Source organism: Ignavibacteriales bacterium (assembly GCA_026390795.1).
In the GTDB taxonomy this organism is placed as follows: domain Bacteria; phylum Bacteroidota; class Ignavibacteria; order Ignavibacteriales; family Melioribacteraceae; genus Fen-1258.
Genome location: JAPLFG010000003.1, coordinates 2,034,165 through 2,055,061 on the forward strand (window position 1 = coordinate 2,034,165; position 20,897 = coordinate 2,055,061).

At 34.4% G+C, this 20,897-nt stretch carries 21 protein-coding genes; 14 read left to right on the forward strand and 7 right to left on the reverse strand.

Annotation, left to right across the window (positions count from 1 at the left end; translation table 11 throughout):
* Positions 1 to 114 precede the first annotated feature (114 nt).
* The 11 genes from NTX65_12470 (at position 115) to NTX65_12520 (ending at position 9,417) form a co-directional block, all read left to right on the forward strand.
* Positions 115 to 939 (forward strand): zinc ribbon domain-containing protein, encoded by an 825-nt coding sequence (locus NTX65_12470; protein MCX6170151.1) that lies wholly within the window; start codon positions 115 to 117, stop codon positions 937 to 939.
* 95 nt (positions 940 to 1,034) lie between these two features.
* Complete coding sequence (locus NTX65_12475) at positions 1,035 to 1,490, forward strand: hypothetical protein (protein ID MCX6170152.1); 456 nt, start codon at positions 1,035 to 1,037, stop codon at positions 1,488 to 1,490.
* An 81-nt stretch (positions 1,491 to 1,571) separates the two neighbouring features.
* Positions 1,572 to 2,105 carry a hypothetical protein gene (locus NTX65_12480; GenBank protein MCX6170153.1) on the forward strand — a complete coding sequence of 178 codons (534 nt, stop codon included), beginning with the start codon at positions 1,572 to 1,574 and terminating at the stop codon, positions 2,103 to 2,105.
* A 527-nt stretch (positions 2,106 to 2,632) separates the two neighbouring features.
* The gene (locus NTX65_12485) at positions 2,633 to 3,394 is read left to right on the forward strand and encodes a T9SS type A sorting domain-containing protein (protein ID MCX6170154.1); all 762 of its coding nucleotides are present in this window, start codon (positions 2,633 to 2,635) and stop codon (positions 3,392 to 3,394) included.
* A 224-nt stretch (positions 3,395 to 3,618) separates the two neighbouring features.
* Positions 3,619 to 4,863 carry a hypothetical protein gene (locus NTX65_12490; GenBank protein MCX6170155.1) on the forward strand — a complete coding sequence of 415 codons (1,245 nt, stop codon included), beginning with the start codon at positions 3,619 to 3,621 and terminating at the stop codon, positions 4,861 to 4,863.
* 193 nt (positions 4,864 to 5,056) lie between these two features.
* A complete protein-coding gene (locus NTX65_12495) occupies positions 5,057 to 5,431 on the forward strand; it encodes a hypothetical protein (protein MCX6170156.1) in 375 nt (124 codons plus the stop codon).
* 123 nt (positions 5,432 to 5,554) lie between these two features.
* Positions 5,555 to 5,791, forward strand: a complete 237-nt coding sequence (locus NTX65_12500) for a hypothetical protein (protein ID MCX6170157.1) — start codon at positions 5,555 to 5,557, stop codon at positions 5,789 to 5,791.
* A 108-nt stretch (positions 5,792 to 5,899) separates the two neighbouring features.
* The gene (locus NTX65_12505) at positions 5,900 to 6,700 is read left to right on the forward strand and encodes an ion transporter (protein MCX6170158.1); all 801 of its coding nucleotides are present in this window, start codon (positions 5,900 to 5,902) and stop codon (positions 6,698 to 6,700) included.
* 281 nt (positions 6,701 to 6,981) lie between these two features.
* Complete coding sequence (locus NTX65_12510; GenBank protein MCX6170159.1) at positions 6,982 to 7,305, forward strand: hypothetical protein; 324 nt, start codon at positions 6,982 to 6,984, stop codon at positions 7,303 to 7,305.
* Complete coding sequence (locus NTX65_12515) at positions 7,302 to 7,838, forward strand: hypothetical protein (protein MCX6170160.1); 537 nt, start codon at positions 7,302 to 7,304, stop codon at positions 7,836 to 7,838. Before NTX65_12510 ends, NTX65_12515 begins: the two co-directional genes overlap by 4 nt.
* 322 nt (positions 7,839 to 8,160) lie before the next feature.
* Positions 8,161 to 9,417, forward strand: coding sequence for a hypothetical protein (locus NTX65_12520; protein ID MCX6170161.1), 1,257 nt, complete (start codon positions 8,161 to 8,163; stop codon positions 9,415 to 9,417).
* A gap of 345 nt (positions 9,418 to 9,762) precedes the next feature.
* Here the strand turns inward: NTX65_12520 and NTX65_12525 are convergent, their stop codons facing one another.
* From NTX65_12525 to NTX65_12555, 7 genes are all read right to left on the reverse strand, one after another.
* Positions 9,763 to 9,981: a hypothetical protein gene (locus NTX65_12525; protein ID MCX6170162.1), complete on the reverse strand. Its 219-nt coding sequence runs from the start codon at positions 9,979 to 9,981 to the stop codon at positions 9,763 to 9,765.
* A gap of 57 nt (positions 9,982 to 10,038) precedes the next feature.
* Entirely contained in the window at positions 10,039 to 10,503 is a 465-nt protein-coding gene (locus NTX65_12530) for a JAB domain-containing protein (GenBank protein MCX6170163.1), read from the reverse strand.
* Positions 10,496 to 10,918, reverse strand: a complete 423-nt coding sequence (locus NTX65_12535; GenBank protein MCX6170164.1) for a hypothetical protein — start codon at positions 10,916 to 10,918, stop codon at positions 10,496 to 10,498. The genes NTX65_12530 and NTX65_12535 overlap by 8 nt, the downstream gene beginning before the upstream one ends.
* The gene (locus NTX65_12540; protein MCX6170165.1) at positions 10,890 to 11,468 is read right to left on the reverse strand and encodes a host-nuclease inhibitor Gam family protein; all 579 of its coding nucleotides are present in this window, start codon (positions 11,466 to 11,468) and stop codon (positions 10,890 to 10,892) included. The genes NTX65_12535 and NTX65_12540 overlap by 29 nt, the downstream gene beginning before the upstream one ends.
* 159 nt (positions 11,469 to 11,627) lie before the next feature.
* A complete protein-coding gene (locus NTX65_12545; protein ID MCX6170166.1) occupies positions 11,628 to 12,512 on the reverse strand; it encodes a hypothetical protein in 885 nt (294 codons plus the stop codon).
* 32 nt (positions 12,513 to 12,544) lie between these two features.
* Positions 12,545 to 13,147 carry a hypothetical protein gene (locus NTX65_12550; GenBank protein MCX6170167.1) on the reverse strand — a complete coding sequence of 201 codons (603 nt, stop codon included), beginning with the start codon at positions 13,145 to 13,147 and terminating at the stop codon, positions 12,545 to 12,547.
* On the reverse strand, positions 13,144 to 13,857 hold the full coding sequence (locus tag NTX65_12555) for a hypothetical protein (GenBank protein ID MCX6170168.1): 714 nt from the start codon (positions 13,855 to 13,857) through the stop codon (positions 13,144 to 13,146). Before NTX65_12555 ends, NTX65_12550 begins: the two co-directional genes overlap by 4 nt.
* Before the next feature lie 317 nt (positions 13,858 to 14,174).
* On the opposite strand from NTX65_12555, the gene NTX65_12560 reads away from it, so the two are divergent.
* From NTX65_12560 to NTX65_12570, 3 genes are read left to right on the forward strand one after another with little or no spacing between them, the layout of a single operon-like run.
* Positions 14,175 to 16,502: a class I SAM-dependent DNA methyltransferase gene (locus tag NTX65_12560; GenBank protein MCX6170169.1), complete on the forward strand. Its 2,328-nt coding sequence runs from the start codon at positions 14,175 to 14,177 to the stop codon at positions 16,500 to 16,502.
* Between the two features lie 2 nt (positions 16,503 to 16,504).
* Entirely contained in the window at positions 16,505 to 17,797 is a 1,293-nt protein-coding gene (locus NTX65_12565; GenBank protein MCX6170170.1) for a restriction endonuclease subunit S, read from the forward strand.
* A gap of 9 nt (positions 17,798 to 17,806) precedes the next feature.
* Entirely contained in the window at positions 17,807 to 20,866 is a 3,060-nt protein-coding gene (locus NTX65_12570) for a DEAD/DEAH box helicase family protein (protein MCX6170171.1), read from the forward strand.
* Positions 20,867 to 20,897 lie beyond the last annotated feature (31 nt).

The following is a 20,897-nucleotide window of genomic DNA, read 5'->3' on the forward strand; positions in this document are numbered from 1 at the left end:
TAGACAATTGGAGTTTCGTGTAAGAGAAGGTTCACCAATCTGGGATAAAACACACTGAGTATGATTCCAATAGAGCAAGTATAAAGATTAAAGCTTAATTAAGGAGATTTTATTATGATTAATTTCTCAGAAAGAAACATGGAAACAATGGCAACGGAAGGTGCTAAAAAAGTTCAGAATGTAGCAAAGGCATTTTTAGTTTTCGGAATCTTGAATATTCTAGTTGGTATTTTCCTCACAGCACTCGGTTGGTTTTTAGGGATATATAGCATAGTACTTGGGATATTGGAACTGATCAATTATAACCGATACTCGGCTATACCTCCTAAAACAACCAGTAACCCAATCTACATAAGTATTCTGGAAATTTTAAATTTTATAGCTGGCTCTCTGTGGACTGTAATAGCTGGTATAAACAATTTAATCCAACTTAGAAGCCCCGAAACAAAAGCATATTTTGCAATGCTTAAAAGTGGTATAAATACATCTTTTTTATCTTCACAACAATTATCTAAATCAAAGAAGTGTCCTAATTGTGCAGAAAATATACAAGCAGAGGCATTGGTTTGCCGACATTGTGGTTATAAATTTAATGAAGCAGATATTCAGCAGATAAAATTAATGGCTGAAACAGATGCAAAAAAATTAGAACACCAGATTAAACTCAATGAGCAACGTAGTAAAATAAAGATCCGTTTATTTTGGGGTCGTTTTCTTCTTGTTGTCGCACTATTATTTATTTCGCTCATTTTAATAATGATACTTGTTTATACTTTCAATCCTTCATCTAGATTTACAAACGGTAAACCTTGGGAGATGTCATCTTTTTTAACTAGTGTGTTTGTTACAACACTATTCTTTGTTTTACCACCTACTTTAGGTAGCTTTTTTCTATTTAAAAAGGTGAAAAAATTAAAAAAAGGATTTGGCTCTATTTGAATAACCTCTTTTATCAAGAAGGAAAAACGGGGTAGGCAAAAGAGAAAATATTAGACATTATAGAAAATGCAAAATTAACTTGGGAGAAATTATTTATGAAAACTGCTCTTGATTCTCTAATCATTATTAGTATTATATTAATTGCAGGCTGTACTCAAAGCAAGAAAGAAGTTCCAGTAAAAAGCGACAAGGTCAATTTTACCGGTGTTATTAAAAGTGATGATGGTAAACCAGTACCGGCTGCCCTCGTTCAAATAGTTGAAGGAACAGACTCGGGCTGGCAATTAAAATTTAGTTCGGATGGTAAAATTGTTGATATGCCGGAACCTGTTAAAACAAATTCTGAAGGTCGTTTTAATGTTAATATCGATACGACAATACTTTCAAAATATAATTATAAGATCTCAATGTTGGTGGCAACAGATACTCTGATTCGCCATTTTGTCCAGATAAGGGATGAAAGTCTAAAGATTCCAATAATAATAGTGGTTAAAAAAGGGGAACAAAAAGTTGATCTAAAAGAAATTATATGTATGGCTAATAAACAATAAAAAATTCATATGCTGAATATATAATCCGCGCGGCGGACTAAATGCAACGTCTTTATACCACATAAAAAGGAGGACAATACTATGAGAATAAAAATATTGTGTAATAGCATAAGCTTTATTTTAATTATAGTATTTCTTTTAGGTTGCTCGAAAAAAATGCCGGAATTAAAAACTTCTGTAGGTATTCTAACTATTGCGAAAGTGACTCTTACTAAAATTGATCCATATACTTCTAATTCTGCTCCAGATGGATATCAATGCCTTAGCATAATATTTATAAATACTAATTCGAAAATCAATCCTGGTCAAATAAATGACTTTATTATAAGAGGTAACATCGATAGCTCACCAAATGTTATGTCTCATAAAACAACTATTACTGATGAAATAGATAAAAATAAAGTTACTAATGAAGGAGAAAGTCAGATTGTAAATTTTCAACAAGTATTAAAAGATACCTACGTGATCGGTGATGATGGCTCTAAACCAATTAGGTATTGGGATGGTTTATCTGATGGGCAATTGTTCACTTCCTGTTTTATAAAATCTACTGCAAATAAATATACTTTATATTGGCCCGGAAACGAACCTATTGAGCTTATTGTCTCAAAATAATTTATTGGATAAGGAAATTAAAATTAGTCTTCGGTTCAAAAAGTTTGCAACTATTAGATATTGTTGTATGACCTCTTTAATAATTAAAAAAAGCAAGAGGATAAAATAATTCTTGACCGATCCGTAAAGACGGATAATTGAAAATGTTCTTTTGAATAACTGTATCAAGCGTTTTTTCGATCCGGTCGTGAAAATAAAATATTTGCATTCATCAAAGCAATGTTATTGATATACATTAGCCTATCATTATTTGACAGATACCTCTTTTTAGTTTAAGTTGCAAAAGCAACAAAGATAAATCCACCATGCGTCATCAAATTCAAAATATCATTTCCTTTCAGCTCTCGCGAAATATTAGTCGTAAGACTTTATACATATAAATTAACAAATGTTGTCTGTGAGACCGAAGTCAGAAAATTGGGATAAAAAATCTCAACGATGAACTGTTTTTTCTTGACTTTCTTTTCTATAGACAACGTCGTTAGTGTCAATTGCCCTTTTTAAACAATTGCATGGGAGACTTAAAAATGAAGAAGCTTATTATTTTATTGACTCTCGCAATTACGCTGTTGCTGATGGACGGTATAAATGCACAAGATTTTGTCACATATTCCCCCTCAGGTGAGTATATACAAACAGTATACCATTATTCCAATGGTGCTTTTTCTGGGATGTCTTATATTAAATATCTCAAGAAGGATAAAGGAGGTATAGGCACCGCTACTCTATCGGCAACAAACTCAGGTTATTATACCTCCACAGTAGAAACTGGCGAGATACTAAAAGTTACCCTGGAAATTAAAGGTAAATTTTTGTGGAATGCTGCATTTGGAAATGATTATACGGAGTTTCAATTATATCTATCATCGTCGGGTATAATTCAAAACTTTGCGTGTCGAGTATATCCCGCATTCACTCCACCAGCTACGTGGCGCAAGTTTACTTATGATTCATGTACTTCCATTACAATTGAGAAGTGGCAACCTACTAAAGTGGAAGAACCGGAACTTCAATCGTCACCAAAATCATTTTCACTATTCCAAAATTATCCGAATCCATTTAACCCAACTACAATAATCTCATACTCAATAGTGGAAGATAGTTACGTGAAACTAAAAGTCTTTAACTTAATTGGTGAGGAAGTCAAGATTCTCGTTGATGGCAGACAAAAGTCTGGCAAATATTCAGTTGAACTTACAGCTCAGAATCTACCAAGTGGTTTATATTTTTATAGAATGCAAGCTGGAAATTCTTATCAAGCAGTAAGGAAAATGATTTTACTAAAATAATTGGCAACTAACACGTAACTCTCCCAAGGAGTCCTTCGGACAAAGCGACCGCGTCTTTGAGTCGGTCTTTTGATGTAGTTATTGGCATTGGTATTTCAGAGTAGGTTTGTTGTTCAAAATTTATTTGTAAAACGAAGTTGATTGTAAAACAAAAAAGGTTGTTGCTAAAAGTGTCATTGTCGTTTTGGGCGGCGCTTTAGTTGCAATGCCGTTAGCTTGAAAATATGGGTATAATCATAAACAATTCATCTGAAAGACTTTTTGCAGAGTTATGTGGCAAAAATTATTTAAAGGGCTTTGTATTTCACAGTCCAAAGTATGGAATAAATTTGGGTGGTGAAGCTGGTGATGTTGTGTTATGGATTAGAAATCAAATTGTTGTTTTTGAGATTATGTGGCGGAATGTTGCAAAAGCTAAAAATGAATCGACAAAAAATTATTTGAGAAAAATTCGTGAAAAACGGAAACAGTTAGAAAACGATTTTAATGTTTTTTCTACTACACCAGAACAGCTCAAGCTTACAAATGAAATAGGTGAAATTGTTGAGTTTACAAGGCAAAATTTTCATAGAAAAAATTTCTCCGGCGTTATTCTTCTGGATATCGAAAAATCCACAGAACAAATCAATTATCTATCATATCGTAGAACTCTTGAATCAAATTTCCCGATCTCAATATTCACAAAATCTGATTTTTTATTTCTTACCACGGAAGCTGATACAATTCCCGATTTGACTTATTATTTTAAGGATCGATATAATTTTCTAAAAACTATATTCGATTACGATTACGAATTATTTCTAAATATAAATAGAGGTATCGAGAAGGATTTAATGGCTTTCTATAAAATGAATGAATATCAATTCCCATTGGAAGAATGGAACAAATCAAAGGAAAAGAATTTTGGGGAATTATATGAAACTACATTTGCCGAGAAGATAAAACAAAGGGATAAAGAAAATAAAGATTCTTATATAGTTGATGAGATAATCGATGAATTACGAAATAATAATGAAATAAATAATTCTACTCTTTTACATTCGTCTGAGTTGGCTATTTTTACACGAAGGGCTAGAGCTGAAATACTTGCAAAAAAAATATCATATGCGTTTGAAAAAATGCAGAATGGTAAAGGGTTACGTTATTGGGGAATCTATAATCAAACAACTGAATGTTGGTTGTTATTTTATTTCCAATATGGAGGTGATTCTGATAAATTTAATCAGAGTGTATTGCGGTACTGTAGACTAAAGCTATTCTATGAAATGAATTGGAATAATTTTAAATATTCGGTATTTGGCTATGGTTTTCGAAAATCCACAATAGAAACTGGTAATACTTTCGATCAAGTATTCTTATGTATCGAAGATCCTTTTAATTATAGAGAACTTGATATCGAAGAACTAAAAGAGGCGAATAAATTATTTGGTAATATAAAACAAAAAGAAATAAAAGAGTTTCCTGAATAGGTTCAAGCTAATCCGCCGCTCAACACGGACAGCGTTTTTCAGTGCGGCATTGCGTAAAACATTTTAAAAAGGAAATATTATAAAACATTCGCTGCTCATTTTAACAATATTATTTATTTCTAACAATTATGCTCAGTCTAGGGAGGGATTCATCTCACTAAAAAGATATGCTGGTGAATATTCCGCCGACAAAGTGTTAAGTGATAAAAGGATAAAATCAATTCTTATCAAAATGATGGCTAGAGAATACGAGCATTTAATTACAAATTTGATGGTCACTGGGCCTGTTGATTTAATTAGTGGAAGTATCGTGATTGAGGGGAATGCACCACACAAGGGCGGAGAAGAAATGGCAGTACTGGATTTAAATCTTGCTACAGGAATAATTAGGGCGGCGATATACTCTAATACTAAAATTATTATCTATAGCGATAAGGATAAATATGATGGTATCCTTGATAAAAATAATTATGAGCAACTTCCTACGAGCATCTTAAATTGGATAGTAGTTGTAAACAACAGAAATTCTTATCAAACAAATAGACCAAAAAATGTAATTATAAAATAATATTCTAAATTATTTTTAATAATGGTTACAGATAGAGTCCATTTATCGTTAATAATGAAGATGTTATCATTAAGAAATAGTATACAATATTTTCGATAACTTTTGACGCAAGGAATAATAATTATGGCCGAAACGAAAAAATGTCCGTTTTGCTCAGAAGAAATATTGGCTGATGCAAGAAAGTGTAAACACTGCGGTGAATATTTAGATCCGTCATTAAAAGAAAAACCCTCTCCACAACAACCGACTGTTGTTGCAAAAGAAGGATGTTTTTTACAAACACTAAATGTTGGTTGCATAATTGTAGCTGTTATAATTGGAATAATAATCCTCGTGGTTATTTTTTCAAGTGCACATTAAAAGAAAATATTTAATAACTAGCCACCTAAAAGAGTCGGGTTTTACAAAAAGTGTTTGTAGTATCTGAGTGATTGCGAACAACATTTATAGTAAATAATACGGAACAAAATGAAACTAAAAGCTAGAGTGTGGGAAGTTCTTGAGAATACGAAACCAGATGATAAACCTGGAAGGATTGACGATGTATTTTTAATGACACTGATTTTCCTAAATGTTATTGCTGTAATACTTGGTTCAGTAAAATGGATTGAAGTAGAATATAAATCTTTCTTAGATGGTTTTGAGTTTTTCTCAGTTATGGTTTTTACAATAGAATATCTTTTACGTTTCTGGTCTTGTGTAATAGATAAAAAATATTCTAAAACAATTCTTGGTCGTTTCCGTTACGCATTGACTCCATTAGCTTTAATTGATTTGGTTGCAATTCTCCCCTTCTACCTTCCATTCGTTGGTTTGGATTTAAGAATTGTTCGTCTCTTCAGACTAATTAGAATTTTTAGAGTTGCCAAAGCTGCGCGTTATGTCTCTTCATTAAAATTATTAGGTAGAGTATTCAAATCAAAAAAAGAGGAATTGATTATAACTTCTATTGTGATGATTATCCTATTAATAATTGCTTCATCACTAATGTATTTTTTCGAGAATGGTGTTCAACCAGATAAATTCGGTGACATTCCATCTACAATGTGGTGGGCTATTGCCACATTAACTACAGTTGGATATGGTGATGTTTATCCTATAACGGGTGAAGGGAAAATAATAGCTTCAATTGTAGCCATCTTAGGTATTGGTTTATTTGCTTTACCAACTGGGATTTTAGGTGCAGGTTTTGTTGAAGAATTTCAAAAATCCAAAAAACAAATTGTTAAAAACATTTGTCCTCATTGTGGAAAAGAAATAAATAATTAAGTGCAAAACCAGCTTTTCCAACCGACTGCGTTTTCATTGCGGCAGTGGTAAAGTTTTGGGAATAAGTGAAAAAGCAAACATTGTAAGTAACATTGTTCTGATAAATAAAATTTTAATAATTATCGGCGCTTGCTTTTCGGTATCACATTGTAGTTATGGGCAGCGCTTTAGTTGCAATGCCGTTATACCGTAAATAATAATATTGTATTTTTTTTATCATGTGTTAACAACCATAAAAATCAAAATGAGTATAAAATGTAAATTGGGTCTCCATACTTGGAATGGATGTAAATGCAAGGATTGTTATAAGTATCGTGACGAACAACATCATTGGATTGGTTGTAGATGTTCACAATGTGGAAAAACAAGAGACGAACAGCATGCTTGGAGTAAAGATTGTGAAAAATGTTCGATATGTGGTAAAACCAGAGATAAGCAACATGATTGGAATGGTTGTAAATGTTCGATGTGTGAAAAAACCAGAGATGAGCAACATAATTTGGAGAAGGATTGTGAAAAATGCTCAATATGTGGCAAAATTAAAGCGAACCAACATGATTATAAAATACATATTGCGAAATGTTCTAAGTGTGGAAAAGAATTGAATAAAGGATCTTTTTTGGATAATAGAGATGGGCGAAGATATAAATGGATAAGAATTGGAAACCAAATAATAATGGCTGAAAACTTTGCTTACAAACCTGATAATGGAAAATATTGGGCATATGAAGATAGTTATACGCTTAGTGAGGATACTGTTGCTAAATTTGGTTATTTGTACGATTGGGAAACTGCTAATAAAGTTGCACCAGATGGCTGGCATTTACCCACCAAGGAAGAATGGCTGGCATTATTTTCAGATTTTAAAAAATTTTTGTATAAAGAATTTTATGTAGAATGGAAATATTTGCCTGAAAAAGAAGATGGAACGAAATATACCTTATTTGGTGGCATGTATAACCACCGAAATGGTTGTTGTTCATATGGCAATGGCCAATCTTTCTTTTGGAGTTCTACTGAAGTTGATGGAGAATTAGCGTTTGGCTTATATATACCTGAAAGGACTTCAGAAGACATACCTGGAATAAAATACAACAGACGTGGTGATGGTTTAAGTGTCATTCTTTTTCAGGACTAATGATTTATTTGGCAGTTTTTTGAAATGATGGCATAGAGAAGATACAACTTTGTACCATTTTAGAGGAACAGTTGTCTGCATACAGCGAATCCAATAAGCGTTACATATTACCACAAGTGCTGCCAATAAAAATCGCTGCGGTATAAACCGCGTCTCAAGTGGAACGCTGTAGCCGGTCGTTACATTTGCTGTAAAATATTTTTTGTGATAGTTGAAGAACGGAAGTAAATAAAAAAATATAAACAATAAGTCGTTGTATTTGTAGCGGAATCCTTATGGCGTCCGCTTAAACGAAATGCCGTTATAAAGCCTAAGGTAAAGTATGAGCTTCAATAGAAATAAGGCTATAAAATTATTTAGAGTGAAATCCGCAGAAGCTATTAAAAACCAAATTGAAGAAATTAAACAGATAGCTATAGACTTTGCTCAAAGAAATGCAACAAAATCCGGTATGTATATTAAAGCCCATACTGATTTGTATGTCAAACATATTAAAGCCAATCTCCAAATATTTGTTGACACTATTTTTGAACAAATTGGTGAAGGCAATACTATTACACAAAGTGATGAAGAAGAGATAATTAATTATTTAAGAATATACGTTAAAGGCGAAATTAGTCAAAAGCAAAGTAGTATAAAACAAGTCTTGGCCTCAACTGGTATAAATCAAACTGCTATTACTGATGCTCAGATGTTAGCGATATCATCCAGCTTTCATGAGGAGATGAATCTTAAAACAGACCATATACAACATCTTATAGAGAAACATAATTCTGACGCACAAATAAAAATAAAGAATAAATTTCTTGAGGAATTTGAAGAACTTGAGGCACATCAAAATATTATTATTTCTTTTATTATTGAGACGCATAGAAGCGTGCCTGTCGAAAAAAGAAAGGAATTTTTCGTATCAACCTGTTCAAGTGGCACATCAATGGTAAATCCATCAGTACCCAATAGTTCTCTCGACGTTTCTACGGTTGATCTTAAAATTCTTGATGCTGCCGGTTATATTAAAATCGAAAAGCATGTTCATCCTAGTGTTGATTTTTCATTCCATCCTACTTCAAAAGGAATAAAGTATTACGAATATTTAAAACAAAATTATACTGGTTCGTTCCAGCAAATTGATTCCGAAATAAAGAATTACTTATCGAATTCAAACTTTGCTGTAGTGTATCAAATAGCTTTTGCTAAATGGAAAGAAGCTGAAAATTTATTATGGAAAGCTGAGAACCAGATTAATTACTCAACAATTGGTCATTTATGTCGTGAATCTATTCAAGAATTTATCGATTCAATAATTTTAAGATATAATCTTGCTGATAAATATCAAGATAAAACACATACAAAAAATAGGCTTGAAGGAATTATTCTTTATAACAAGAATCAATTGGGGAAAACTATACCAAAATTTTTAACAGCAATAGAGGATTATTGGAATAACCTAATAGATATTATACAAAGACAAGAACACTCTGGATTGAAAGATGGCGAAGAACTTGGCTTTGAAGATGCGAGACGCGTAGTATTTCATACTGGAATATTACTTTATGAAATAAGTAGAACTATTAAATAGCGCTTTATAACCTCTTTAATTAGTGAAAAAGCACGAGGATAAAATAATTCTTGACCGATCCGTGATAGGAAGATTATTTCTGGTTCAAAAAATGGAACCAAATCAATCGCTTGGCTCATTGGAATAGGCCCCCAGATTGTATACCTCACCTAGCAGGTCGCCCGGAAACGCAGCTGAAAAAAGAAGCCAAAGAATAATTGACGTACCCCTTTTATTTCTGGTTTATAAATCGATCTCTAAAATTTTTTTGTAAAAAATTTACCGGGCTTTATAAGGCCCGCTTGAAGATGAATCTTTTATCTAAACGAAAAAATAATGAGCCTCTTTTCAGAGGCCCCATATCTACTAATCCTTAGCTACTCTGTGAAGAATACCCCAAGCAAGTATAACTCCGATAACAAACATTGCTGTATCTGACAATCCATTATAACATTCAGTAATTATTGTCAACAGTTTAGAATGCAACATTGCATAGCCTATTATAACTCCTATGGATATTCTTGTTATTGCAGCAAATATAAATTTGAATATGTTCGTAGTTTCAATTTCTTCCTCATCTTCCAAAATAACCTCTTCAAAAAAAAATATAATCTCGTTTCATTAATTCCATCCACACACCCGTTAAAGCAGCCGTCGTTCAACAAAGGATGTATACTTATCCTCAGCAAAGATGATATGATCGAAGATGTTGATCTCAATAATCTTTCCTACCTCGACAAGCTTCTTAGTTATCGAAATATCTTCATTGCTGGGTTCCGTATTTCCACTAGGATGATTGTGGGCTATTATAATGTTGGCGCAATTCGCGACAATCGCACTTCTGAATACTGCCCTTGGATCTACAACGGAGGCAGTTAGACTACCGGAAGATATTATCTCAAAACCCTGGACTCTGTTGGCACTGCTTAACCAGGAAACGAGAAAGACTTCTTTGGATTCTTCTTTTAACAAGGGGTTGAATAGATTATAAAAATCTTGCGGGGAGGTTATTTTCTTTCTAGGTAGTTCAGAGTATTCTGGGTATTTAATTGAAGTATCTTTGAAAGTCCAGACAAGTGTTTTGAATCTTACTTTCATGTCAGCCATTGGTAACTGCTCCAAATCCGTTTCCGTTGATTTTACTTCTTGCAATGAAGAGAGTAATTCCAATTCTCGAAACGTCAACGAGACCTCCAAGCTTCTCATTTATCTTAAGTGCGTCTTCGTAGCTATGCAGCATCAACTCATAATAGTTATCGTGTGTCGAACCGTTACCGTTTTGTTCAGCTTTTTTTTCTTCAAGTACCAATACTTCATAATCAACCTTGATGCCTTTCCCATTCTGTTTCGCCGTCTTGGTTATCTGAACTTTCGATCCACGCTTCAGATTTATCAGCTTCTCGTTTACATCATCACTCGGTGAGAAGAATGTCATCTCTTCACCGTTACATTCAACTGCATATGCAAAGTATTGCCCGTACTTACTTTCTCCTTTAAGCGGACTGTCGAAGAGCAATTTCATTATCACTGGTTGATTCAGTTCTGTTAACTCTAGTTTTTTGCGGTCTGACATTTTCATCATCCTTCCTGAGTTTATAACTAAACTCTGTCTCTCCTTCAATGATTTTCACACCCTTGGGTGGGAAGTTAGTTTTCATGAAGGATTTTATTTTTGTTAAATCCGGTTTTATTTGTTCCGGTATTACAGACAACATTTCTTTCTTTGCGTGCTTTAAGAAAAGATCAAGATCTGCAATTTCAATTCGGTCCGGCTTTTTGTGCATCTTCAAAGTTCCGTGAGGCATCTCTAAAGTCTTTTCACCTTTCTCTCTGATGTATGCTTCTAATTTCTTTTCAAGCCAATCAACTTTATTCTGAATCGTTGAGTTTTTAGAAAGAATAAATCTATTGATCAGTTCAATTTCTTTTTCAGCTTCATAGAAGTTATTAGCTATCTGATCTTGCAGCTTGCTAATTTCAAGTAGTAGCAAATCATAAAACGCTTGTGTTCGCAGTTCTTCTTTTTCCTCAGCCTCTTTTATGAGATCTTCGAGAAATGTTTTTTCATCCATCTTTTTTATCGTCTCCTCCGCCTAGTGCGTCAATAATTATTTGTATTACAACTTTGATTATTTTTAGAATTATGTGCCAATCCATTCTTCCTCCTATCTAATTATTTAGATTGTCATCGTATCTTTTTCTGTGAGTATTTTAGTTGGTAAAGCTTTAGACTATACATACAAGTCCTCCTCGTTGATATCTACTCCGCAGCATTCGCACTTGTTGAAGAGTTTTCCTAAGAAGTAAGTTGTGGTTCCTAAACAGTAGGGGCACTCAACTATCATCTCCTCATCCCTAGAGCGGTACATAAATTCTTGTTCGTAAAACTTACGTGGATGATAGTGTTCGTATGATTCAACACCTTCACTTCCGAATATCAATCCATGATTATTTTTCATTTCATAGAAATGGTAGTTGCCTTCACCAAGATTAAATCCACGGTGTGACTTTGCTTTTAGTCCGAGACCTTCTTGCATGATGCGTCGTTCAGAACAGAAATAGAGAATATCATTCTCTGTGTCGTAGTAGAGATCAATCGGATTGTCTTTCTTCACGAGAATAAGTTTTTCGGGCTCATTTTTGTCTATAGCTGCAAATGCAAAACTTCCTTCCAGTTTATCAAATACTCGTTTGATTTTATCTCCTTTACCTCTGGTAGAGAGTACTTGCAGTATTGCTTCACTGTCAACTTCACCGTCACGTTTGTTCTTTCCGAAAATATCTTTGTCGTTATAAATAATTCCGTTGTGGACTATTGCGATGCCCTGCTTGTTAAAGAGCGGATGATTATTAGCGGCGTTCTTACTGCAACCTTGCGTCGCTGCGCGAGTATGAAGAATCATGATCTTCGGTAATTCCAATTTTACCCAATCATCTGACTTAACGAAGAGTGATGATTTGATGGGGGATTTGTTTACAACTAGTTGGTTGTCTTGTATAAATGCAAAACCCGAAGCATCTCTACCTCGGGTCTCTAGCAATGAAAACATTTCTGTTATCTGATCTTTGTTTGGTCTCTTATCGCGAAAGCAATAGTATCCCATTATACCGCACATGGTATTTCCTCCTTTAATGTTTTAAGTGATCGTTATGCTTCGACGAGTTCTTTTACTTGTGAGATTTGTTTAATGAGGTTTAATACTAATTCGAGATTTTCTTTACGAAGAGAGTAACTGATCCCTAATCTGTTACAACCGATTCCTTCAATTACTTTTAGATCAAGTCCATTTATGAGAATAAATTCTCGTACTTGATCAATGATGTTTGGGCTTGCAGATAGCTGATACTCATCTCTGTCTTGCAGCCCGAAGAGGTAGAGTGATGATTCAATCAGTCCTATTTTATCGCGTATTTTTTGAAGAAGAAAATCCTTTTTGTTGATCTTGAGTAATGTTTTGTGTTTGCATTTTCCAGACAGCCAACTTCTCGATAACTCAAGAATTAATTTTCTGTCTGAATCATAAACTGGAGGATTGTCCGGCGAATCGTCATCATGCATGTTCTCATAGCACTCATTACAAAAAGGATTACCGTCATTATCCCAAAGAGTTTCTTCACGGAATATTATTTCGTCGCAGCGATTACAATAGTTAAAGGACTCTGAAAAACAATCTTCGCAATACGGTTCTTCTCTTGCATACCTTACTGAGTGTTCCTCGAGCTCACATCCACAATCATGACAATGTCTCATGCTGCCTCCTTGATTATTCCCCAGTTGGGAAGAATGTTTACGTTCCAGTTTAACTTTTTGTTTAGAAGAAGATCCATTTCCTTCAATCCTTCCTCACAATCAGTTGGAATTGTTTTTAGATTTTCTTTTAGGTTACGGAGGAATGTAATCGAGTGCTGCCTTCCTTTGATCTCAGTGAAATCAAGATTGTCTTCGGTTACTCCGAGTACCGCAAGTTTTGCGAGTGTAAAGGTTACAAGAGTAGTAGAAGGAGAGAGAAGCCAACTTCCGGGAGTTCTGTACTCAAAACCATGCGGCTGTTTTCGAAATGCTTTCCGTTTACCGTAGCCGCACTTCTCTCGTTTTGTTCTTTGTTCTCTATCGTCTATACAATTTGATAGTGAATACAATACAGTATCAAGAGCATCAACGATATTTGGTTCGGGTTGAAGTGAGAAATGCAGATGACCTCCTAATGATAGGTTATCTACGAAGTGACCAGCATAAAATTCTAAGTCCGGTGCTTTAGTGTGGCCATACTCTAGAATTTGAAATACTTTTGAGGTGGTATCAATGGGACTCTCAGAGTAGCCCGGACGAATTTCGGCTATGGCCTCACAGCCATCTAGTCCGAAAGAAGAGTTTGATTTGAAGTAGTTGTGGGCGGGTACATATTTTCCGTTTAAGCGGCACAGTAATTCGGGATCTGCACCGAGGGTGAAAGAACACATAGTAACTCCTTGATTGGTTATTACTATTGTTCTTATACCTGAAAATGTTTTGGTTCTTATAACACTATCTGTTTATTAAATTCAAAAAATAATTCAACAATAATTTGCCAGCGATTTACTTATTGTGGCTTTTTGAACAAAGGAAATTCTTTCTATTTGAAAGTTATATACATATTTTATGATATAAATCGGGAAATTCTTTCTTCATGATCTCTTTCTTCATTTCAGAACATACATTTAAAATAAATATCTACAATTGATGAATAATAATACCTCATTTTCAACAACCTTATTTTGATAAATTTGGAATACCGATAATGGATAACTCCCAACACAATAAAATTGTTTCTTTCATTTGGTCTATTGCAGACGATTGTCTGAGAGATGTCTTTGTTCGAGGTAAATACCGTGATGTAATTCTCCCGATGTTTGTTCTTAGAAGAATTGACGTTCTTCTGGAACCCACAAAAGAAGCAATCAAAGAAGAAGTTAAGTATCAACGTGAAGATGTTGGACTTACAGAACTTGATCCAAATGCTCTTCAGGATGTAACCGGGTATGTTTTCTATAACACATCTAAATTTACTCTTAAAAGTATGCTCGGTAATCCTTCACAGATAGAAGCCAACTTCAAAAATTATCTTGATGGATTCAGCGATAACGTAAAAGAGATTATAGATAAATTTTATCTCCGTGCGCAGATTAGGAAAATGGTTGATGCAAATGTACTTCACGATGTTATAGAAAAATATACATCGAATGAAATCAATCTTGGTCCGGAAACAATACAAGCTCCTGATGAGAAGACCTTACCTGGTCTTTCCAATCATGGGATGGGTATTGTGTTTGAAGAGCTTATTCGAAAATTCAACGAAGAGAATAATGAAGAAGCCGGAGAGCATTTTACTCCGCGCGAAGTTATTCATCTAATGACACATCTATTGTTTCTCCCTGTAAAGAAAAAACTTCCTCCCGTAATTATGATTTACGATCCCGCTTGTGGATCCGGTGGTATGCTCACCGAATCTGAAAACTATCTCACCGATCCGGATGGCCCTTTCAAAGTAAAGGAAGATAGAATTAACCTTTACGGCAAAGAAGTAAACGGCGAAACTTATGCTATATGCAAATCAGATATGATGATTAAAGGGAAAGACCCGGCACATATTAAATTTGGCTCTACTTTGGCAACGGATGATTTCTCTTCACTCCGTTTCGATTTTATGTTATCAAATCCTCCTTATGGCAAATCATGGAAAGCAGATCAGAAAAATATTATCGATGAAGGCGAGGTTATCGATCCTCGTTTCCAAATATCTTTGAAGAATTTTAGGGACGAGTGGGAATTGGTAAATGCGACCCCTCGTTCATCGGATGGACAACTCCTTTTCCTCATGGAAATGGTTAACAAAATGAAGCGCCTTTCTGATTCTCCGTTGGGCTCTCGTATTGCTTCGATTCATAACGGCTCATCGCTCTTTACCGGCGATGCCGGAAGCGGTGAAAGTAACATCCGCAGATACATCATCGAAAACGATTGGCTCGAAGCTATTATCCAGCTTCCTAATAATTTGTTTTATAATACCGGCATTACAACTTACATCTGGATTGTCTCTAATAACAAAGCAAAGAATCGAAAAGGTAAAGTTCAATTGATCGATGCATCTAACATGTTCGAAAAGCTTAGAAATAATCTCGGTCAGAAGAATTGCCGGTTCTCCGATGCTCATATTGACGAGATAACAGAAATCTCTCTTGAGATGCCAAATAGCGGGGTTTCTAAAGTTTTTGATAATTCCGATTTTGGTTATTACAAAGTTACTGTTGAACGCCCGTTGCGTCTTAAATCTCAATTCACTAATGAACGAATTTCTACTCTACGTTTCGTTTCTTACTTATCGGATATTATGCAATGGATCTATTCCAAATATGGGGATAAAGTTTACGATGGCTTAAAAAAATTCCACAAGGAAATTGAAGAACACATTTCCGAGGAACAGCTCGATATTCCTTCCAAGAATATCAGATCCATTTTAGATGTTAAGGTATGGGAAAAACAGTTGCGGTTAATGGATGTGGCAAAACTTCTCCAGAAAGAAATTGGTACAAAATGCTATAACAATTTCAACATCTTCCAGCAGCTAGTGACTGATGCTATTAAGAAATTAGAAATTACGCTCACATCATCGGAGAAAAAACAGATTCTCGATGCTGTTAGTTGGCGTGATGAAAATGCTGAAAGTGTAATTAAATCAGTTCATGCACTGAAAGATGAAAAGCTCAATGAAATATTAAATCAGCTTGGAACAACCAAAGAAAGATTGAACGATTACGGTTTCTGGCAAACCAAACACCAACATGAATTTATTGAATATGAACCCGACAGCGAGTTACGTGATAATGAAAATATTCCGCTGAAGGAAGATATTTATAAATACTTTATCCGCGAAGTCCGTCCCCATGTTGGAGATGCATGGATGGCAATTGATAAAACACAAATTGGTTACGAAGTTAGTTTTAATAAATATTTCTACAAACATACTCCGCTCCGTTCTTTGGAAAAAGTAACTAAAGAAATCCTTGCTCTTGAAAAGGAAACGAAAGGCTTGCTTAAAAAGATTGTCGGCTTCCGTAAGGTTCGCTAAATATGCAATTACCCAAACACAAAAAATATAAAGAGAGCGGAATTAAGTGGATTGGACAGATACCACAAAATTGGAAGATTGAAAAACTGAGAGCTGTAACTGAATTAAAAAGTGAAAAAAATAGACCAAACCTTCAAGTATTATCCGTCTATCGTGAATTTGGAGTAATCCAAAAGGATTCAAGAGATGATAACCATAATGTTACTTCGCAAGATACTTCTACATATAAAGCAGTTAAACCGGGTGATTTAGTTGTCAATAAAATGAAGGCATGGCAAGGTTCTATGGGTGTAAGTGAACATGAAGGAATTGTTAGCCCGGCTTACATCACATGTAAACTAAAAACTGAAAAAGTATTTCCAAAATATTTGCATTATCTGCTAAGATCACATCCTTATATTGGTGTTTATAACGCTTTGTCATACGGTGTGCGTGTTGGTCAATGGGATATGCATTATGAAGATTTTAAGAAAATTCCTATCTGTTTGCCTGACAAGAAAGAAATGATATACATAGTAAATTTTATAGATAAAAAATTTGCCGAAATTGATAATGCAATCTCTAAAAAAGAAAAACTAATAGAACTACTCAAAGAGCAAAAAAACATTCTTATCAACCAAGCCGTTACAAATGGTATCAAACCAAAAGTAAAACTTAAAAACAGTGGTGTAGATTGGATTGGCAAAATTCCAGCACATTGGGAAGTAAGAAAGATTAGTCGATCGTTTAGAATAATTGGTAGTGGAACAACTCCAGATAGCGGTAATTCAGCATTCTATGAAAACGGAACAATCAGTTGGGTAAATACTGGTGATCTAAATGATAATAGATTAAAAGATATAAATAAAAAAATAACCGCAAAAGCGTTGAGAAGATTTACATCATTAAAAATATACCCAAAAGATACATTGATAATTGCAATGTATGGAGCTACAATTGGCAAAACTGGTTTGACAGTTTCAGATGTTACTGCGAATCAAGCTTGTTGTTGTTTGTCGGATTCGGTTTGTTTTGATATTCGTTATTTGCAATTTTGGTTTATTTCAAATCGACCCCAAATACTTTCTCTTTCTTATGGTGGGGGTCAACCGAACATAAACCAAGATTTGATAAAATCATTGTTAATACAGTGCCCACCACTATACGAACAAAATAACATTGTCAAATCTTGTGAAGAAATAACTAAATATTACGATAAAACTATTGTCAAATCGTTTGAGCAGATCCAAACACTGAAAGAATTTAAATCAATTCTTATTTCAAATGTAGTTACCGGAAAAATAAAAGTTACTTAGAGGGGCTTTATGGTTACTTCTACAAACGAAAAAGCTTTAGAACAATTAATCGAACTGAAACTTACTGGTTCGTGTAAAGAAGAAAGAACTATAGGTGTAAAAGAACCAAACCCCGCTTACGCTCTTAATCATTTTGGCTACATTAGTGGAGAAAGCTCCAGCTTTAACAAAGAATTCTGCATAGATGAAAAAATCTTCTGGCAGTTCCTTGAAGCTACACAGCCGCAAGAACTAAACAAGCTAAACGATCGCCCAAATTGGCAGCGCATAATTCTGGAACGCCTTAACCGTAAAATTAAATCCGATGGAATAATATCTCTTCTCAAAAAAGGTTTGCTTATTGACGATGCACATCTCACATTTCTTTACCGTTTGCCATATAACACTCTTAATCCGGAAGTGAAAGAAAACTTTGCTAAAAATATATTTTCTGTAACAAGACAAGTTCATTATTCGGAAAGTGAACCGCTCAAATCTGTTGATATGGTTTTATTTCTTAATGGCATTTCAATCATAACGTTTGAGCTAAAAAATCTTTGGACCGGTCAATCGGTTTATAACGCAATAAAACAATATAAAGAACAGCGCAGTCCTTCGGATCCTTTATTTAATTTTGGTAGATGCATCGTTCATTTCGCCATGGATACCGAAGATATTTTTATGGCAACTAAACTTGACGGGAATGAAACTTTCTTTCTTCCTTTCAATAAAGGATTCAATTTTGGTAAAGGTAATCCGCTTAATCCTTCCAGCTACAAAACAGCATACTTAACTGATGAAATTCTGGTTAAAGAAAATCTTGTTAATATTATAGAACACTTTGCTAAGATAGTTGAAGAGAAAGGTGTAAAAACCAAGAAGGTAAAAAAGAATCTTTATTTTCCCCGTTACCATCAGCTGCGGGTTGTTAATCGTCTGTTAGCAGAAGTTAAAGAAAAAGGTGTTGGCGGTAAATATCTAATTCAGCATTCAGCCGGTTCCGGTAAGTCATATTCTATTACATGGCTGGCTTTTCAACTTGTAGAATTATATAATCAATCCGGCACTCTTAATCTTTTTGATTCGGTTATTGTAATTACTGATCGCAAGGTTCTTGATAAACAACTTCGCGATGATATCAAACTCTTTTCAGAAGTTAAAAACATTGTCGCCCATGCTGAAAATTCTGCCGATCTAAAAAAATATCTCGAACTTGGTAAAAAGATAATTATTTCCACAGTTCAAAAGTTCCCTTTCATCGTTGACGGTATTCAAGATTTATCCAATCGTAATTTTGCGGTTATCATAGATGAAGCTCATTCATCACAATCTGGTCTTTCCTCCCATAAACTTAATGTCGCACTTAACTCTTCCGAAGATGATGTTGAACTTGAAGACATTGAAGATTTCATTCTGAAGACAATGGACGAAAGAAAGATGAGTAAGAATGCATCTTTCTTTGCTTTCACGGCAACACCAAAACCGGCAACTCTCGAAAAATTTGGCGAGCCCTATTTTGAAGCCGGGCAGAAAAAATTTAAGCCCTTCGATCTCTACTCAATGAAACAAGCAATCGAAGAAGGTTTTATTTTGGATGTGCTTGCTAACTACACAACTTACAAAAGCTATTACCAAGTATTAAAATCTACTGAAGGCAATCCTCTTTTTGAAACGGTAAAAGCGCAGAAAAAACTAAAAACGTATGTGGAAGGACACAAAGAAACTATCGAAGTAAAAGCTAGAATTATGCTCGATCATTTTATTGAGAATGTAGTTAATTCCCGTAAACTTAAAGGTAAAGCAAAAGGTATGGTTGTTACCATGAATATTGATCGTGCAATAAAGTATTATTATGCTTTACGGCGGGCTATTCAAGATGCGCACGCTCCATTCGACATCATTATTGCTTTCTCCGGTAAAAAGAAAGTTGATGGTGTTGAACTGACTGAAGAAAGACTTAATGGTTTCCCAAGTAAAGATATTCCGGATAAACTTAGAGAAGATAAATATCGTCTTCTCGTTGTTGCCAATAAATATCTCTATGGTTTTGATGAGCCGTTGCTGAATACAATGTATGTCGATAAAAAACTGCAAGGTGTTATGGCAGTGCAAGCATTATCCCGATTAAACCGCTCAAATCAAAAGATGGATAAGAAAGATACTTTCGTTTTGGATTTCTTCAATACTACCGATGATATAAAAGAAGCTTTCGATCCATTCTATACCTCAACATCATTAAGTCAGCCAACCGATATTAATGTTTTACACGATCTCAAGAATAAAATGGATGAAACCGGCATTTATGAATGGAGTGAGGTTGAGCTATTCAATGAAAAATATTTCAACAATGTTTCCCGCGAAGAACTCGACGGATTGATTGATATAAATGCCAATCGTTTCAATAACGAACTTGAACTGGAAGAAGAAGTTAAAATTGATTTCAAAATAAAAGCCAAACATTTTGTAAAGATTTATGGGCAGATTGCATCCATCATGCCACAGAACATCATTCAATGGGAAATGCTTTACTGGTTTCTAAAACTTCTTATACCAAAACTAAAAATTTCCGATCCTGATAAAGATAAGATTGACGAACTGCTCAACAATGTCGATCTTAACAGTTACGGCATCGCACGGGTAAAATTAAATTACCGCATTGATCTTGACCCTGCGGCAACGGAAGTCGATCCAATCAACTCCAATCCGCGCGGCTATCATGGCAGTGAGGTGATTATAGATCCTCTTAATGAAATTATCAAAGCATTTAACGAAAAACATTTCGATAGTTGGGGAGTTACTGATGATGAAAGAAAAGTTAAGTTTATAAACATAGCTCGAAGTGTTTACAATCATCCTAACTTTAAAGAGCAAGTCGTTAATAATCCCGACGAACTTGCAAGAAGAATTGCATTGGAAAAACTCATCATAAAAGCTGTAAACAAAGAAAGGAAAAACGAATTAGATCTTTATAAACTTTTTGCCAGCGATGAAGATTTTAAGAAAGCATTTAATGCTACAATCGCTAGAATGTTACTGCAAAGTCAGAAGGATTCTCAATTATTTCAGCAATTATTCAAAGAAATGTCATGAATTTTTACCTTAAAATAAATCAACTTATAGG